Below are 16,385 nucleotides of genomic sequence, written 5' to 3' on the forward strand. Positions count from 1 at the left end.
ATTTCGTGGTACATTTTTAGATGTTCATGGTGTATTTTTTACTATTTGGAGGCTTAATTAATGAACGTACACAAAAGAAGAATCCTAATTATTTCTGCATTCCCTGTTATCATTGCTTTGATCATTGCTCTTTTATCTTCTGGACCATTTACCCTTGAAAAATACGTAAATACTCTTTTTTATTTTGCACTTTCTATTGCTTTGATCGGTATTGCTCTATATGTAGTGAAAGGCGGATTCTTTGACTTTTTTTCATACAGTTTTAAAAAAGTAGCCAAAGCTTTAACCAGAACACCTGACGTACATGACGAAGTATCTTTTAAAACCAACTTTCACCTATCAGAAAGAGTAAATGTTTCTTATATGAAATCTTTCTTATATAGCGGATTATTTTTAACATTTCTTTCAATCGCCGTTGCATATGTATTGTAATTTGTGTATACTACTTAAAAATAAATGACTAATGTGATGATGAAGAAGAGTACATTATGAAAAACTCTCAGAGAGCCTGTGACTGGTGAAAACAGGCAGTGGATCATAATGGAATGGGCTTTGGAGCATTCTGACCGAACCTTTTAGTAGGCTCAGACGTGTAGATGTCCGCACGATATAAATGGACAGCGTATCGGAATTTCCTGTACGTATTCGAGTGATTTTCATTTTAATGAGAATTATAAGGGTGGCACCGCGGTCCATTCGTCCCTTGCATAAGGCGACGAGTGGGCCTTTTTATATTGATTTCAAAAGAAAAAGGAGAGATGAATCATGTCTGTAATCTTTTCAGGCATACAGCCGAGCGGTAATTTAACCATCGGCAATTACATTGGAGCTATGAGACATTTTGTTGAGCTTCAGCATGAGCACGACTGTTATTTTTGCGTAGTTAATCAGCATGCAATTACCGTTGCACAAGATCCTGTTGAGCTAAAGAGAAACAGCCGAAATTTAGCTGCTCTTTATTTAGCAGCTGGAATTGATCCGGAAATTTCAACTATTTTTATTCAATCAGAAGTGCCGGCGCACACAAAAATGGGATGGATGATGCAATGCGTATCCTACATCGGTGAATTGGAGCGCATGACACAATTTAAGGATAAGTCTTCTGGCAAGGAAGCTGTCTCTGCTGGCTTATTAACTTATCCTCCACTGATGGCAGCAGATATTCTTTTATATAATACAAGTATCGTTCCAGTTGGCGATGACCAAAAACAGCATATTGAGCTGACACGTGATATTGCCGAACGTTTTAATAAGAAATACCGGGAAGTCTTCGTTATCCCTGAACCGCGTATTGCTTCTGAAGGTGCAAGAATCATGTCACTCGTTGATCCTGAGAAAAAGATGAGCAAATCAGATCCGAACCAGAATTCTTTTATCTCCATGCTGGACGACGAATCTGTTATCTTAAAGAAGATTAAGCGAGCAACTACAGATTCTGATGGAGTTGTCGCTTATGACAAAGAAAAGAAGCCAGGTATCTCAAACTTGCTGACTATTTACTCGCAGCTTACTGGTGAGAGCATTAAATCACTTGTAGAAAAATACGAAGGAAAAGGTTACGGAGATTTCAAGCAAGGTGTAGCTGAAGCAATTATCAACACTTTAAAACCAATACAAGAACGCTATAAAGAATATCTAGAGTCTGACGAATTGGATGCTATTCTTGATAGAGGTGCAGAAAAAGCGAACCGAGTTGCAAACAAAACTCTGAATAAGGCTGAACGTGCTATGGGATTGGCTCGAAAACGTGTATAAAGTTACTTGAAGCTTTATCTTGTGCGTGAAACTACTTCGTTTTTGCGTGACCGCAGTGAGATTCAGCGTGGAATTCATGCTATCCTGCGTGAAACTGGCATCACTATGCGTAAAAGTACATGTTTTTTGCGCGAACGGTTAATAGATATAACAACACGTACCGTAACAAAGCTTTTTTTCAAAAAGCGAGCAGACTACTGCGACGTTCTTCTATAAAACTAAAATGAATACAAAAAACCAGCGGAATCTAAAATCCGCTGGTTTTTTCAGTTTACATGAGTTCCATTTTCAAGTTCCCATATCTTTTCAAAGTATGGCTGGCCTTTTACAAGTCTTTCGCACATATCTAAATGCTGCTTCGACCAGCCGCTCTTTAATTCGCAATATAGTGCGTCCCATGCTTCGTTAAAATCCATTCTTTGAATTTTCCCGTATTGCTCAGGCATCCACTCTGTGCACCAATATCTCATTTCAGCTACATTTTTTGTCGAATGCAATTGATCAAGGGCCATGAAGAGCAGTTGTTTTAACTGTCTTTCTTTTCTTGTCAGCCCTCTCATGCTGTCTGGATTCGGTGACAAAATGTGATATTCTTTGCTCATCTGCTTTGCGCTGAATGTGTAAACTTTTGTTTCAGTTTGCTCAGCCATTTCGAAAACGAGCTGTTCTTGTCTCGGAATGAGTCTGCTCTTTCGTATTGGTATCCTATAACCCATTGTATCTACAATCAACGATTTTTTCTCATCCGTTATAATAAAGCAATGTTCTAGCTGTACGCGCTGGTTGTTCTTTCTGACATACGCTTTTTGATGCACTTCTTCTAATAATGCATCTGGAAGATCGTTTAAATCATTTTCGATGTAATGAAAAAGTGTTGATTCAATCTTGATAATGGGTACTTGATCCAACAGCTCGATATAGTCGTCTTTTCTCCATTCATGGAACTCACAAACGTTATAGCCATTCTCTTCTCCTTCAAACCAGTTGACCCAAACATCACGTAAGTATAACATTTGTACCCCTCACTTTTTTACCGATTTGTATTTAAAATCAGTATAGTCAGAGGTTGTCCTTTTTATTCTAAAATAAGGCAATTCGCAAATCGAAAAATAGAACCCCGTTTCCTTAATGAAAACGGGGTTCATATTCATTATTCTTCTATTTTTTTAAATACGAGTGACGCATTATGTCCGCCAAAACCTAGTGAATTGCTTAGTACAGCTTTCACTTCCGCTTGTCTTGCTTTGTTTGGCACATAATCAAGATCACATTCTTCATCAGGTGTTTCATAGTTAATTGTTGGAGGCAGAATGTTCTCTTGAATCGCTTTTACTGAGAAAATAGCTTCAATACCGCCTGCAGCACCAAGCAGATGTCCTGTCATTGATTTAGTTGAACTTACAGGGATCTTGTATGCTTGCTCATTAAAAACAGCTTTAATCGCAGCTGTTTCGAATTTATCGTTGAAATCAGTACTTGTGCCATGTGCATTGATGTAAGAGATGTCCTCTAAAGCAAGACCGCTGTCCTCAACCGCCTGCCTCATTGCACGCGCACCACCTTCGCCGCCAGGAGCTGGCTGAGTGATGTGATAGGCATCTCCAGTTGCTCCATATCCAACGATTTCGGCATAGATTTTAGCTCCGCGCTTTTTAGCAAATTCATATTCTTCAAGAATAAGAATACCTGCACCTTCTCCAATAATAAAACCACTTCGGTTCTTATCAAAAGGACGGCTAGCTGTATTCGGGTCTGGATTTGTTGATAGCGCACCTGCCTGACAGAACCCTGCTAATGCCATATCTGTAATGGGCGCTTCAGTTCCGCCAGTTACCATAACATCTGCATCTCCGCGCTGAATAACTTTGAACGCATCTCCGATCGAGTTTGCACCTGAAGCACATGCAGTTACTGTACAAGAGTTCATTCCTTGAGCACCGATTGCAATTGAAACCTGGCCTGATGCCATATCAGGTATCATCATCGGAACAAAGAACGGACTAACACGCCTAACGCCTTTTTCTTCAAAAATTCTAAACTGTTCTTCATGCGTATCCATTCCGCCAATACCTGAACCAATCCATACGCCGACGCGAGGTGCGATGTCTTCAGTAATATCCAGGTTTGCATCTTTAACTGCCATTAGTGATGCAGCTACTGCAAATTGTGTAAAACGGTCCATTCTGCGAGCATCGCGTTTATCCATAAATTCAGTTGGATCAAATTCAGTAGCTTCTGCAGCAACTTTTACCGGAAACTTTTCAGCGTTTCTTCTTGTTAGCGGTCCTACCCCGCTTTGTCCTTCTACAATCTTTTTCCATGTTTCTTCTACACTATTACCAAGAGGAGTTACGGCTCCCAAACCAGTTACGACGACTCTTTTTTTCATTGTAAAACCTACTCTCCTTTATTCAGCATTGTTGATTTTCAATTATCGTCCCCATCGAAGTGCAACTGCACCCCAGGTCAATCCTCCGCCAAAACCAACAAGTACAATTGTATGATCTTCTTTTATCTTACCATCTTTTAGTGCTTCTTTTAATGCCATCGGGATTGAGGCAGAAGATGTATTACCAAACCTATCGATGGTCATGATCATTTTTTCTTTCGGGAGCTCCAGTCTTTCTCTGGATGCTTCCATGATTCTTATATTTGCCTGATGTGGAATCAGAAAGTCTACATCTTCTTTTGAAAGACCTGCTTTATGAACAACACTCAACGATGTTTCTCCCATCTGTCTTACAGCGAACTTAAAAACTTCCCGTCCGTTCATATGAATAAATTCATTCTGGTAAAGATGCTTTGCTCCCGTACCATCAGAACCAAGTTCAAACGAAAGAATTCCTCTTCCTTCGCTTACTGGTGACAAGATGGCTGCACCTGCTCCATCACCAAACAAAACAGCCGTATTTCTATCTTTCCAATCCGTAATTTTGGATAGCTTTTCAGCCCCAACTACTAATACGTTCTTATAAGTTCCAGTTTCTATAAATTGTTTTGCAACTACTAATCCATAAATAAATCCAGCACAAGCTGCACTTACATCCATTGCAACCGCATTTTTTGCTCCTAAATAATCTTGCAGCTGACAAGCAACTGACGGAAAAGGATTATCGGGTGTGACTGTTGCTACAACAATCATATCAATCTCTTCAGCAGTAATTCCCGCATCCTGCATTGCTTCTTCAGCAGCATGTTTTGCCATATGAGAAGTTTTCACAGATTCTTCCGCAATTCTGCGTTCTACGATTCCGGTACGAGTTCTTATCCATTCATCATTCGTATCTACCATTTTTTCAAGGTCGGAGTTCGCCAGAATTTTTTCCGGGATATAACTGCCCATCCCAATGATTCCTGCATTCATAACATTACCCCTTTGTTTTAAGTTTTTAAAAGATCTGGCTCTTATCTTTTCTTCATTGACAAGTTGATTGGAGTGAAAGGTGCGTGCCAACCACCTGAATACACTTCTTGCAAGGCATGCGACGAGGAACACGCCGCGTCTGGATTTGCTTGTAGACGCAGGAGCACCCATACTTCTTTGAAGGTGAGACCATTCAATGTCGCAAGGCGACGAGTGGGCTCACCGCACTCCCCGCGGAAAGCGAGCATCCTGTAACGGAAATCAACTAATTTCAAAAGCTTGCGAAAAAAAGCAATAAAAATTAACATCAAATATTATGACCTGGTACTAATTTTAAGTCAATTCCGCTATTTTGTCTAGTTAAAGTTGTTTTCTTTCACCAATACAGGGCTTAGGGCATATCCTGTAAAGAAGAAAAATGTAAGTTTGGTGAAATTGATATTAGGAGTGGTTCAAAATGCACAATCCTCTGCATCAACAACAGCCAATGTATCCTCCGCAGTTTTCTGGACGTTATCCGATGGTTCATGGGCAGCAGCAGCCCCTTCATATGCGACAGGGAATGCCTCCTCAAGCCTTTGGCGGGCCTGGATTTAGAGGAATGCCTGCGCCTTTTCAGCAGCCGTTTCCGCCTCGCCCATTTTTACATTCTTTCAGAACGCAGGAAGGATCTTTGGACTACAATAAGATTTTTGCCGTAATTGATCAATCCGTGAAAGTTGCTCAGCAGATATCTCCAATATTCTCTGCGTTTAAAAAGAAGTAAAAAAAGCCAACCCGCTCAGGTTGGCTTTTTGCTTACATACTATTTGTTTTCTTCTTTTCCTAGTTCATATGCGTCATTCATGACGTTCATTAAAAGCTGAAGCATTGGCTGAATATCTTCCATTCCCAGCTCAATCCCCTTTTGCTCTAGAAAAGCTTTTGCCTCTGGTAAATGAGACATCGCAATCTGCATAAATTTCATGTTAAGTTCGTTGTTCATCGTATAGCTGCCTCCTCATTATGTAAAATGGGCAATAAAATTGTCCCTTTTATATTATAGAGAAAATAGACACTTCAAGAAACTCTTTATTAGGACTAACCAAATAAAAAGGTGGTCCAGACTTCTTAATTGTCTGGAACCACCTTCAAATTTAGATTTCATTTGATTTTGGCTTTGATTTTTTATTTTTAAAATACATAATTTGTTTTTGTATGCCTTCTTTGATCTTAGTTTTTGCTCGAAAGCCGAGTTCAAGCTCAGCTTTCTCTCCCTTAATGCGCATTTTCCTTTTCTCTGTGAAAGTCAGCTTTTCTGCTTTCAATTCTGTAAGCCCCTCGAGCCAATGATTTGGTTTTCCGCTTGAAATATTGTAGATTTCATTTTTGGCGGGTGCTTTCCCAGCTAAAAACAATGCTTCTGCAGCATCTTCTACAAACAAAACATCTTCAGTAACGGTATCTTTTGATATTTGTTCTTGTCGTTTATCCTCCTTGGATATCACTTGCTGATAGGTGTGATGTTCCGGCTGCCCTGGTCCGTATACTGTTGGCAATCGCATGATAACAAATGGAAAGTCATGCTGTTCAGCCAATTGTTTTATCATATTTTCTTCTGTCAATTTTATGAGGCCAAACAGTGTTTCAGGATTTTTTGGAGAGTTTTCGAGTACTTCTCCTTGTCTCTTTCCATACACATCATATGAAGAAACATATATTAGCTTAGTTTGCGGGTTAGCAAACGAAGCAACTTTTTTTAGAACGGAAACATGCCTTTGAACTTCATCTTCAATATTTGCCCACGGTGCCGCAGGTTTAATAGAACAAGCAAGGTGAAAGATAACATCACAGTCTTTTGTATAGGGCTGCAGATCTGTTTCATTTATATCGTGTGGGAGATATTGAAAACCAGCATGACGTGCAATATAATCGATACGGTCTGGCGACTCTGCCATATCGATCCCGACAACATCAACTTCTTCATCCAACAAACGGCTGCACAAATGAAAACCGATAAAACCTGCTGCTCCTGTAACAAATGCCTTTTTCATGTATGAGCCTCCAGTTTCATTTTTCTCTTCTTATTATCCTATGGGAGGAAAGCTAAGAATACGATACTTTTTTTGCAATTAAAAACCCCACTGCCTTATTAAAAAGAAACAGTGGGGTTAAAGCACTTTTTCATTTTCTCTAAAAAATTCCCTAAAGGCTTTAGCGGGATTGAATGTATTTTCTGGTACTTGGATTAAAAGTGATATTGGAGCTCGGATTTCTAGTCTTCTCTTTTCATAAATTCTGCTATGGTCACGAAAATTAAAGGAAACTCCTCTTGCAGCATGCCATATTTTCACCGGTGTTTTTGCGTGTAAATCATTAATTTCTGAAAGTTGATCAATAAGCGGAGCGACTTTAAGTTCTTCTACATTGTAAGCAGAGCTGATTTCCCTCACTAGCCGCTTAAAGAAAAGACGATTTTGCATTTCGTGGTTAAAGTGATGCTTCAAGTCAAAACAAGGATTAATAAAAATGGCAGAGCGTATATGAAGTTCCATTTCTTCCATTAACCGCAGTGCAACTAAAGTACCCATGCCTTCTGCAATTAGATGTATGTTTGGATTTAAGATTTCGTGTTTCATGACATAATGGTATAGCCTTTTCGCAAGGGTCACGGCTTTTGGACTCCCCCAATGCCGTCCATAAAGGTTGGAATAGAAGATCGTATAGCCTTGTTCTTTGAGGGATTGAATTAGATGGGCGCGTTCAGTGCTTTGTTTCCAAAGACTGGTGTGAGCGTCAACGTAATGGCTGCAATCACCGATGATCATAACTGCAAATCCATTTGGGCGCTCTGGCAGATGGATTATATTCCATTGATTGTCTATTTGGAAAGTGCGTTTATCGATACTCACATTTCTCCCCTCGCATTAGCTTTTCTTAACTAATGTATGCAAGGGAAAAAAATAGCTAAAGTTATCTGCCTATGTTTTTTATGAATTGAGTTCTTTTTTCAGCTGTTCTAGAGCCTCTTTTCCTTCCGAAGTAAGGTTCTTCTCGTCTTGTTCTTCCAACGCTTTAAGTTCTTCCCACTTTTGCTCCATATCGCGGCCCCCTCTTTAAAATAGTTATTTAAAGTATCAGCAGTGCACGTATATGTATTCCTTTCTTTATTTATGACTGTCAATCCTGTTAAGCATGAACATTTTATGAAAATTTTTGCTATTTCTTGCACAACGAGTATAAATTCTTGTAAAGAATCTTTTCCTTTGCCTCAACTTTTGTTACTATACAGTAGGGTAAAGAATTCGTTTACATAAAGAGGTGAATGTAGCATGCGTTATATTTGGACGTTAATCTGGTCTTTATTGTTAAGTAATATGATTTTTTATGTACTAGTCTCTATGCAAGGCGGAACATTCGATTTTGTAAAAGCATCGATCTTCGGCGTTATCTTTACAGTCGTAATTTCTGTACTTGGTGAATTATTGCCAGCTCAAAGCGAAGAGATATAAAATGAAAACCCGGCGGAATGCCGGGTTTTTGTTTATGTTTATGGTTTTCTTTTATATGTCCATACACGGTTGTGATTTGTTGTTTCCGGAAACCGGTCACCTGCTGACAAGTGAATCTGCTGAGGATCATTGACCATGCTTCCAGTCTCGCCAATCTCAACATAAATGCCGTTATTTGGTGCTTTTTGACCATGTGTAAAATGCTTATGCTGTCCCATTTAATGAACCTCCTTTCTTTTATAGGTTACCCGCGGTTTGCGTGATAACACTTGCTAAAAAAAAGAAAAGATTCACATACTGGATAAAGTTTAAAATGCCCCTGAAACTCCTGCCACTGCCTGAAGCGGAAACATACATCTGTATAACTGATAACCGGCAACGTTATATTGCGATTGGGTGCTGCGAGATTCGTTTGGTTTATTTTCCACATAAGGAATCGCAAAGTAAACATTTTGCTGATCTACGTACTCTATAAACCCTGAGTAAGTCATTCCATCAATCAACATCAGCTGAACATGCTGGTTTCTGTTTTTCATACAGGTTTTATATATTTTTTTAAATGGATTTTTGTTTATGCCAAGTGCCTGCTGAATGGGATTCTGTCCTTCAAATTGATTTGGATACATAATATGCCCTCCTTTTAACTCATCCTATTCAAAGAAAAAGAAGTTGGTTCAATGTCCCGTTTATACAATACGGATTACTTCAAAAGATTGTGGTTTTTTGCTCCCCTCTATGCAAGTTGATTGGAGCGCAAGGTGCGAGACTCCTGGGGGATTAGCGGGACAGGTGAGACTCCTATCGGCGTGAAGCGCAGAGGAAGCTCACCGCACGCCCCCCGGAAAGCGAGCACTTGGAGCGGGAGTCAACCACTTTCAAGATCAGCAAAGTTTGCGCAAACTATCTACAATTAAGAAGGGTTTGATAATATGATGGAGAAAGGTATTTGTGAACTTTGCAAACGGCAGCCCGTTGAATTAACCGTCCATCATTTAATCCCTAAAGAAGAAGGCGGTCGTTTTTTAGATACCGCACATATATGTATACCTTGTCATAAACAGATTCACTTTCTATATACAAATACAGAACTAGCAGCGCTCTATTCTACAGTGGATTCATTAAAGGATGCACCTGAAATGAAAAAATTTATCAGCTGGTTAAGAAAACAACCCGCAACCTCATTGCCACGTATGAAAAAATCAAACCGGCTTAAACGGAGGAGAAAATAAATATGAAGGAACATGTTGGATCGTGTGAGAGCTGTAAGAAAGATTTATTCTGTATGGATGGATTTTTCCAAGGTGAAATAGCCCCGTCAGGAAAGCTTTTTTGTTATTCATGTTATATAGAAGAAAAAAAGGAATCCAACGAATAATCTTTCGTTAAATTCCTTCATTTTTATTTATTAGCCTCCGCTTACAGGAGGGATAAACGCGATTGTGTCACCATTTTTTATTTCAACTGTAAGATCAACATATTCTTCATTTACAGCAACGAGCGCATTTTCTATTCCGTTAAGTTCTCCGAGCTGATTTTGAAGGTGGTCTCTAACCTTTTCAACAGTAACTGGTGTCTCTAAATCCAATGATACTTTTTGAGTACCCGCTTGTTGTGCGAGGCTTGCGAACAGCAAAATTTGCACCATCTATTTCTCAATCCTTTCCGGACGGCCTTCTGGATACTTTTTAGTTCCTTTTTGATTTCCTACCCATTCTTCCCCATCTGTGTAATGTTCTTTTTTCCAGATTGGTACGATTTCTTTAATTCGTTCGATTGCATGTCGGCTAGCTTCAAAAGCATCCTGTCTGTGAGGTGTTGAAACTGCGATCGCAACTGCAACATCAGAGATTTGAAGTGTTCCAATCCTGTGTGTGATTGCTGTTTTTGCACTCGGCCATTTTTCTTGAATTTCATCCCCAATTTTTTCGAGCTGTTTTTCTGCCATAGGTACATATGCTTCATATTCCAAATAACGTGTCTGCTTTTCTCCAGTCATTTCCCTTACCGTTCCAATAAAAACGGACACTGCACCTGCGTTATGATGAATCACTTTATCAATGACTTCTTGATTGTTGATCGGTTCTTTTGTGATATTAAACAGTTTCATGATAAGCCCTCTCCTCATTCACCCGGCTTGTTATATACTCCATTAAAAATTCTAGCCACATGTTTTCTTCCGATCTTAAAAAATACGGCAAACTGCTGACGGCCTTTAATTGTTTTTCACTAATTACAGCAATAGGCTCACTGGATTTTATAATAAGGTCACTGTCATTTTGATTTCGGCAAAGCAGGACACGAGGGTATTGAATTTTTTTATAACCCTCTATTAATACACACTCTATATCCAATAATTTATATATCTCAATTGCTTTTTCAAGAGGCATTTCATGATTCATTGAAAAAATAGTGCCTCCTAAAGAAGAAATTCCGGTAATAAAAGCCCCTGCATTTCTGTGACTTTCAGTATCTTTGCCAGAATCCTTAAAGTCAAGTGTATCTTCATGCCCGTGATGCTTTATGACCGCAGTTTTTATGCTTTGTTGTGATAGCTGCTTCAGCAGTTTTGTTATGACTGTTGTTTTACCGCTGTTCTGGTAACCGGCGACTTGAAGAATAACGGGGAATCCCATGGCCACTCACTCCCTTCACCGTTCCAGGATAGTACGCCAACCTCATTTCCCTTTTCCCACCCTCTTGTTCCTCCAGGCAGTACAATGAGTGAGTTAGCTTTCAAAAGTGAAGAAACCGATCCAGATTTATCAAGACCAGCCGGAGTAACAACGTTCCCATCAAACCCTTCTGTCAAAACAGCTCTTACGAAACGGGTAAAAGGATTAGGCTTTGGAAAGTCCGCACCAAGAACAGCTTTAATTGCTTTACAGTGTGGTTTCTTTACTTTCATCCCAGATAATATGACAGGTCTGACAAAAAGCTCGCATCCAACGAAGCATGCAGAAGGATTTCCTGAAAGGCCAAAGAGCCATTTGCCTTCATGAACGGCAACTGTTGTAACACTTCCAGGTCTCATTGCAATCTTATTAAATAAAACTTTAGCTCCCAACTTTTCATAAATCGCGGGAAGAAAGTCGTAATCGCCAACCGATACTCCGCCAGTTGTAATTAAGAGATCTGATTCTTTCAAGCATTCTTTTACATTCTCATATAGGGATTCAAAATCATCTTCCCTATGTTGATACAATTTGACCGCTGCACCCATTGCTCTGACTTGTGCTGCCACCATATATGCATTGCTGTTTCTAATTTTACCGGGCTGTAATGGCTCGTTTATGTCCAGCAGTTCAGTTCCAGTAGATAAAATACCCACTACAGGCTTTTTAAAAACAGAGACGGTATGATGACCGAACGTTGCAAGAACTGCGATTAAACCTGGTGTTATTCGAGTGCCTGCTTCAGCAAGCAATGTTCCTTCTTTTGTATCTTCACCTTTAAATGAAATATTATCGTTTGCTTTTACGGTACGTTTAATTTCGATAAAGGAGTTTTCATTTTCATCCAATTCTTTTACAAGTTCAAGCATAATTACAGCATCTGCACCATCCGGAATCTTTGCTCCAGTCATGATTCTTATAGCTGTTCCGCTATTCACCTGATTACCTGCAACATGACCTGCACCTATCGTTTCTAAAACTTGAAGTTTAACGGGTTGAGTATCAGATGCATCTGCTGTGTCTTTTGAAAGAATTGCAAATCCATCATAAGGTGAACGGTTAAAAGGCGGTACATCATGCGTGGCAGAAAGGTCTTGTGCCAATATACGATTGTCACATTCCGTTAATGGGACTTCTTCTGTTCCCCAGACACGGGTATGATTCATGATGCTTTTTATTGCTTCTGAAACAGGAATCGGATTTCTTTTTGCAACAGGCAAAATAGTACCTCCTTTAAATTATCAGAAAATAAACACTTTTCAGTTTACTTTTTTATTTAAATTTGTTATTATTTTTTTAAATTATAGAAAGGATGTTGATTTATGAAGGTTTCTTATGAATATTACCACCGCAGCGGCAATAAAGTAACCATTACCGACATCCCAGAAGAATTTAACGAGAAGGGTGTTTGGACACTCCGCATCATGCATTCACTTCAAAAGCAAATTGACGAAATTGATCATATGTACCAGCCAAAAAGAACATATCGCCTTAAGTTAGAAGAAACGGGGTAATGACTACACCGTTTCTTTTTTTGCTTTAATATTTTTAGCGATCCATTCAACAGCATTCAAATAAGCAGGACGCGAAACTTTATGACCAGATGTCTTGTCATTCATGTAAACTGACATGCTGTTATTTTCAGTAAGACGATCCACGAAAGGCTTTGCAAAATCATATGGAATAACGGCATCGATCTCACTATGCCAGATAAATAATGGTCTGTTATTCAGTTTATCCATATTTTGAACAAGATCATATTTACTGATTAATTCATATGATCGATCTAATTCTTCTATTGAAAGAGGCAGCTTATACCCCGCCTTTTCGATCCTTTCGATTTGCCATCTGGCGAAATCTTCATGCGAAGGAGTTCCCATTAATGCACATCCCGCTTTAATATCCTGATTGTTTACAAGCGAACCATACGTTATAATGGCTCCCATTGAAGTCCCGCCAACCGCGATCTCTCCATTCGAAACCAAATTATTTTCGTTTGCCCAATCTATGATGTCGTCTACATCTTTAATACCTTGATGAACAATGTTCCAAAATTCATATTCCATAACTTTTGGAGGGTTGGGAGAAATTCGTTCACCATGATAAAGAGCATCTGGCAAAATGACACGAAGACCTTTTTCAGCAAGCGTATATGCAAAATGCAAATTGTGTTCTTTTGCACTTGTGTATCCATGTACAAAAATAAAGAGCGGCAGCGGCATCCCTTTATTTTCTTCTTTTTCAGCCATTAAAAAAGGGATATCCCCTATCCTTCCTTTTTGAATTGAAACCAAATGTATCTCCTCTTTCTCTTTTTTTCCATCTTATCACGAGACACGCTTCATTTTCATGAATGAAGACCTATATGAATAGACTTTTTTAAGGGAAAATATTACACTTTACGTAAAGCATAATAAAAAGGCAGGTACTTTTGTGACACAACCATACTTAATTGCACTTGATCTTGATGGAACTTTATTGACAGATGAAAAGAAAATTCCCCGCAAGACAAAAGCATTGCTTTTTGAACTGATCGAAAAAGGCCACCATGTTTGCATTTCAACTGGCAGACCTTATCGTTCATCAAACATGTATTATGAAGAGCTTGGATTAAAAACTCCTATCGTAAATTTTAACGGTGCTTTTGTTCACCATCCGCATGATGCTTCTTTCGGTATTCACCATTCACCTTTGGAGCTCGATGTCGCACAAAGAATTATTAAAGCATGTGAAACCTTTAAGGTAAAAAACATCATGGTAGAAGTTCTTGATGAAGTTTATTTAAGAAAACACGATGAAGTTATTGTTAATACGTTCATAATGAATGAAAATCCTCTTCAAATCGGAGATCTTCAAAAAACATTAACCGAGGACCCAACAGCAATTCTTGTTCATCCTGAAGATCATCATATTGCTGATCTTAGAAAAATGCTGGAACTGGAGCATGCCGAAGTAGTTGATCAGCGTGTCTGGGCGGCTCCATGGAACATCATCGAAGTCATTCGTTCCGGAATAAATAAAGCAACTGGTCTTGAAAAAGTTGCAGCTTATTACAATATTCCACAAGAACGAATCATTGCGTTTGGTGATGAGGACAATGACTTTGAAATGATCGAATATGCAGGACATGGTGTTGCGATGGGCAACGCAATTGATGAACTTAAAGAGCGGGCGAATTATGTTACGAAAACAAATGAAGAAGAAGGAATTGCGCACTATTTGAAAAATGTATTAGAACTGGTGTAGTTTACCGAAAACCTCTGGGATTCCAGAGGTTTTTTATTTTTCCATTACTTTTATATGCTGTTTCATCTTCTTTTTACATAATGTTATCTTCACGGTTAAAACTAAACATACGGGAGAAAAGGAGGTATTTTAAATGAGTAAAAAAAGCCGTTCAAAACGTACCATTAAACAAGGTGCTGATATGGTGAGTCAAGAAACGACCATGGCATTCAGCAAAAATGAACAAGAAGACCGCAAGCGTGAAAAAGAAGAAAGAAACTCTCTAGGAGGCATATAAAGATGGCAAATAAATTATATCAAATGGCAAGAAATGCTGTTCAGCAGGCTGTTGGAAAGTTTCAAAATTCAGCTAATGAGATGATGAATAACAATAATCACACGAATAGTCATACATCACACACGAACCTTTCGAGCCATGATATGGAGGTTGCTCAAAATGCTTTATCCTCAGCTATGGCGAATTCTTCTGATGCAGAACGCGCTCAGCTTGCTGAACTTCAGCAGGAACTTGATGCTCATTCAAATCATGCTGGCACTTCTGCTCAAACAGGGCAGCCTTCATCCTTCTCTCAGGCAACTGGCTTAAGCTTAGAAGATGCTCAAAATCTTCTAGAAGAAGACTCAAACCAAAATAAATTGCAGTAACACACAAAACAGCTTCCTCTTTTATGGAGAAAGCTGTTTTTTTGGAAATGTTATGGCGGTTAGTGTATTAATTTTTCTTAAAACAAGTTCACTTAATTCTTCATAACCATATTTATTGAAATGAAGACCGTCTTCAATAACATACTTGCCAATTTCCATCTCATTAAGTATTTCAAAAAGAGGTACATAGGCAGTCCCCTCGTGCTTGGCTACTTTTTTAACTGTTTGTGCGTACGCTTTCATTCTTTCATTCGTTCTTGCTTTTTGCTTTTCCTCATCAACTGGTGCAGGACTAATCAGAATTACTTTTTTTGCACCGATTTTATTTACCATGTACGTAAGGTTTTTTTCGTATTCTTTTAAAGGGATGAGTCTGTGGTCACTTGAATCATTGGCACCAAACAAAATCGTTACAAAGTCGGGCTTATGCCTCAAAACATCATCTTGCAGTCTGACAAGAGCCGCCCTTGTTGTTTCAGCAGGGATACCAGCGTTCATAACTACCCATTCTGTTAATTCCTGCCTTAATCGGGATGTTAGCCGCAATGAGCCATCTTTACTCTTTTCTTTCGAAGTGATGCTGTCTCCAAAACATACAAGAGTCTTCAATCCCACCCATCTCCTTTTTATTGTCTATTTTTATAGTTATTCGAAAGAAATTTCCATTTATCAAACGTCATAGCATCAATAAATTTGTTATAATGTGTTATGTTATGTTTAAATTTAATGTTTTAAGAGTAATTTTGGGGGCATTTTAAATGAAAATATATCGAGTAACGAATGACGCTGAATCCCATATAATCGAAGAAATTGCGCACCTTTTTATTCAGCAGCGCACAATGGATGGTGAACCTGAGGAACATTCCCGAACGCTTGCAGGAGTTAAACTTGCTCTGGAAAATCCCGATAAGAGCGGGATCATTGTTGCTCAGGAAAACGATGCTATTATCGGACTTGCTTTTTTTAATTTGGGAATAAGCATTCGCATCGGTGGTCCTTATTTATGGCTCAATGAACTGTATGTACATGAAGGGTACCGAAATAAGGGGATTGCCCGCAAGCTGCTTCTTCATTTGATCTACTGGGCCGAACGTGATGGAATAAAATCAATTGAATTAGAAACAGGAATCAACAACTCTGTAACGAAGCATTTGTATAACTCATTGGATTTTCATGATATCATCTCAAAGAGATACGCATTTAATTTTTAAT

At 38.9% G+C, this 16,385-nt stretch carries 24 protein-coding genes and 1 other annotated feature; of the genes, 10 read left to right on the plus strand and 14 right to left on the minus strand.

Annotation, left to right across the window (positions count from 1 at the left end; translation table 11 throughout):
• The first annotated feature begins 60 nt into the window (after positions 1 to 60).
• Positions 61 to 432 carry a DUF3899 domain-containing protein gene (locus tag UN64_RS08570; RefSeq protein ID WP_077361705.1) on the plus strand — a complete coding sequence of 124 codons (372 nt, stop codon included), beginning with the start codon at positions 61 to 63 and terminating at the stop codon, positions 430 to 432.
• 27 nt (positions 433 to 459) lie between these two features.
• Positions 460 to 707, plus strand: a binding site (T-box leader).
• Positions 708 to 765: 58 nt separating this feature from the next.
• Positions 766 to 1,755 (plus strand): tryptophan--tRNA ligase, encoded by a 990-nt coding sequence (gene trpS / locus UN64_RS08575; protein WP_077361707.1) that lies wholly within the window; start codon positions 766 to 768, stop codon positions 1,753 to 1,755.
• Positions 1,756 to 2,021: 266 nt separating this feature from the next.
• Here trpS and UN64_RS08580 read toward each other — a convergent pair whose 3' ends face one another.
• The 3 genes from UN64_RS08580 to UN64_RS08590 form a co-directional block, all read right to left on the minus strand.
• Complete coding sequence (locus UN64_RS08580; protein WP_077361709.1) at positions 2,022 to 2,768, minus strand: YjbA family protein; 747 nt, start codon at positions 2,766 to 2,768, stop codon at positions 2,022 to 2,024.
• A gap of 137 nt (positions 2,769 to 2,905) precedes the next feature.
• Positions 2,906 to 4,144: a beta-ketoacyl-ACP synthase II gene (gene fabF / locus UN64_RS08585; protein WP_077361711.1), complete on the minus strand. Its 1,239-nt coding sequence runs from the start codon at positions 4,142 to 4,144 to the stop codon at positions 2,906 to 2,908.
• Between the two features lie 42 nt (positions 4,145 to 4,186).
• Complete coding sequence (locus tag UN64_RS08590; protein ID WP_077361713.1) at positions 4,187 to 5,119, minus strand: beta-ketoacyl-ACP synthase III; 933 nt, start codon at positions 5,117 to 5,119, stop codon at positions 4,187 to 4,189.
• 457 nt (positions 5,120 to 5,576) lie between these two features.
• On the opposite strand from UN64_RS08590, the gene UN64_RS08595 reads away from it, so the two are divergent.
• The gene (locus tag UN64_RS08595; protein ID WP_077361715.1) at positions 5,577 to 5,885 is read left to right on the plus strand and encodes a YppG family protein; all 309 of its coding nucleotides are present in this window, start codon (positions 5,577 to 5,579) and stop codon (positions 5,883 to 5,885) included.
• Between the two features lie 39 nt (positions 5,886 to 5,924).
• Here UN64_RS08595 and UN64_RS08600 read toward each other — a convergent pair whose 3' ends face one another.
• From UN64_RS08600 to UN64_RS08610, 3 genes are all read right to left on the minus strand, one after another.
• Positions 5,925 to 6,104 carry a ComZ family protein gene (locus tag UN64_RS08600; protein ID WP_077361717.1) on the minus strand — a complete coding sequence of 60 codons (180 nt, stop codon included), beginning with the start codon at positions 6,102 to 6,104 and terminating at the stop codon, positions 5,925 to 5,927.
• A 151-nt stretch (positions 6,105 to 6,255) separates the two neighbouring features.
• Positions 6,256 to 7,152: an NAD-dependent epimerase/dehydratase family protein gene (locus UN64_RS08605; protein WP_077361719.1), complete on the minus strand. Its 897-nt coding sequence runs from the start codon at positions 7,150 to 7,152 to the stop codon at positions 6,256 to 6,258.
• Between the two features lie 117 nt (positions 7,153 to 7,269).
• Entirely contained in the window at positions 7,270 to 8,010 is a 741-nt protein-coding gene (locus UN64_RS08610; RefSeq protein ID WP_077361721.1) for a hypothetical protein, read from the minus strand.
• 420 nt (positions 8,011 to 8,430) lie between these two features.
• On the opposite strand from UN64_RS08610, the gene UN64_RS08615 reads away from it, so the two are divergent.
• A complete protein-coding gene (locus UN64_RS08615; RefSeq protein ID WP_077361724.1) occupies positions 8,431 to 8,610 on the plus strand; it encodes a YjzD family protein in 180 nt (59 codons plus the stop codon).
• A gap of 38 nt (positions 8,611 to 8,648) precedes the next feature.
• Here the strand turns inward: UN64_RS08615 and UN64_RS08620 are convergent, their stop codons facing one another.
• Together UN64_RS08620 and UN64_RS08625 are read right to left on the minus strand one after the other, a co-directional pair.
• Positions 8,649 to 8,828 carry a YjzC family protein gene (locus UN64_RS08620; RefSeq protein WP_077361726.1) on the minus strand — a complete coding sequence of 60 codons (180 nt, stop codon included), beginning with the start codon at positions 8,826 to 8,828 and terminating at the stop codon, positions 8,649 to 8,651.
• A gap of 90 nt (positions 8,829 to 8,918) precedes the next feature.
• Positions 8,919 to 9,236, minus strand: coding sequence for a hypothetical protein (locus UN64_RS08625; RefSeq protein ID WP_077361728.1), 318 nt, complete (start codon positions 9,234 to 9,236; stop codon positions 8,919 to 8,921).
• Between the two features lie 303 nt (positions 9,237 to 9,539).
• On the opposite strand from UN64_RS08625, the gene UN64_RS08630 reads away from it, so the two are divergent.
• Positions 9,540 to 9,839 (plus strand): HNH endonuclease, encoded by a 300-nt coding sequence (locus UN64_RS08630; RefSeq protein WP_425590100.1) that lies wholly within the window; start codon positions 9,540 to 9,542, stop codon positions 9,837 to 9,839.
• Between the two features lie 176 nt (positions 9,840 to 10,015).
• Here UN64_RS08630 and moaD read toward each other — a convergent pair whose 3' ends face one another.
• Genes moaD through UN64_RS08650 form a run of 4 tightly spaced genes read right to left on the minus strand, consistent with a single transcriptional unit; the run spans position 10,016 to position 12,502 of the window.
• On the minus strand, positions 10,016 to 10,255 hold the full coding sequence (gene moaD / locus UN64_RS08635; RefSeq protein ID WP_077361730.1) for a molybdopterin converting factor subunit 1: 240 nt from the start codon (positions 10,253 to 10,255) through the stop codon (positions 10,016 to 10,018).
• Positions 10,256 to 10,717, minus strand: coding sequence for a molybdenum cofactor biosynthesis protein MoaE (locus tag UN64_RS08640; RefSeq protein WP_077361732.1), 462 nt, complete (start codon positions 10,715 to 10,717; stop codon positions 10,256 to 10,258).
• Positions 10,704 to 11,243 carry a molybdopterin-guanine dinucleotide biosynthesis protein B gene (gene mobB, locus UN64_RS08645; RefSeq protein ID WP_077361734.1) on the minus strand — a complete coding sequence of 180 codons (540 nt, stop codon included), beginning with the start codon at positions 11,241 to 11,243 and terminating at the stop codon, positions 10,704 to 10,706. The genes UN64_RS08640 and mobB overlap by 14 nt, the downstream gene beginning before the upstream one ends.
• Positions 11,180 to 12,502 carry a molybdopterin molybdotransferase MoeA gene (locus tag UN64_RS08650; protein WP_077361736.1) on the minus strand — a complete coding sequence of 441 codons (1,323 nt, stop codon included), beginning with the start codon at positions 12,500 to 12,502 and terminating at the stop codon, positions 11,180 to 11,182. Before UN64_RS08650 ends, mobB begins: the two co-directional genes overlap by 64 nt.
• Positions 12,503 to 12,604: 102 nt before the next feature.
• Between UN64_RS08650 and UN64_RS08655 the strand changes: the two genes are divergently transcribed.
• Positions 12,605 to 12,796, plus strand: a complete 192-nt coding sequence (locus UN64_RS08655; protein WP_077361738.1) for a hypothetical protein — start codon at positions 12,605 to 12,607, stop codon at positions 12,794 to 12,796.
• A gap of 3 nt (positions 12,797 to 12,799) precedes the next feature.
• Here UN64_RS08655 and UN64_RS08660 read toward each other — a convergent pair whose 3' ends face one another.
• Complete coding sequence (locus UN64_RS08660; protein ID WP_077361740.1) at positions 12,800 to 13,576, minus strand: alpha/beta fold hydrolase; 777 nt, start codon at positions 13,574 to 13,576, stop codon at positions 12,800 to 12,802.
• A gap of 139 nt (positions 13,577 to 13,715) precedes the next feature.
• On the opposite strand from UN64_RS08660, the gene UN64_RS08665 reads away from it, so the two are divergent.
• From UN64_RS08665 to UN64_RS08670, 3 genes are all read left to right on the plus strand, one after another.
• Entirely contained in the window at positions 13,716 to 14,528 is an 813-nt protein-coding gene (locus UN64_RS08665) for a Cof-type HAD-IIB family hydrolase (RefSeq protein WP_077361742.1), read from the plus strand.
• Between the two features lie 133 nt (positions 14,529 to 14,661).
• Entirely contained in the window at positions 14,662 to 14,805 is a 144-nt protein-coding gene (locus tag UN64_RS20840) for a hypothetical protein (protein WP_156774253.1), read from the plus strand.
• Between the two features lie 2 nt (positions 14,806 to 14,807).
• Positions 14,808 to 15,173, plus strand: a complete 366-nt coding sequence (locus UN64_RS08670) for a DUF3813 domain-containing protein (RefSeq protein WP_077361744.1) — start codon at positions 14,808 to 14,810, stop codon at positions 15,171 to 15,173.
• A gap of 21 nt (positions 15,174 to 15,194) precedes the next feature.
• Here UN64_RS08670 and UN64_RS08675 read toward each other — a convergent pair whose 3' ends face one another.
• On the minus strand, positions 15,195 to 15,782 hold the full coding sequence (locus UN64_RS08675) for a GDSL-type esterase/lipase family protein (protein WP_077361746.1): 588 nt from the start codon (positions 15,780 to 15,782) through the stop codon (positions 15,195 to 15,197).
• 149 nt (positions 15,783 to 15,931) lie between these two features.
• Between UN64_RS08675 and UN64_RS08680 the strand changes: the two genes are divergently transcribed.
• Positions 15,932 to 16,384 carry a GNAT family N-acetyltransferase gene (locus UN64_RS08680; protein ID WP_077361748.1) on the plus strand — a complete coding sequence of 151 codons (453 nt, stop codon included), beginning with the start codon at positions 15,932 to 15,934 and terminating at the stop codon, positions 16,382 to 16,384.
• Position 16,385 lies beyond the last annotated feature (1 nt).

This window comes from Fictibacillus arsenicus (genome assembly GCF_001999465.1).
In the GTDB taxonomy this organism is placed as follows: Bacteria; Bacillota; Bacilli; order Bacillales; family Fictibacillaceae; genus Fictibacillus; species Fictibacillus arsenicus.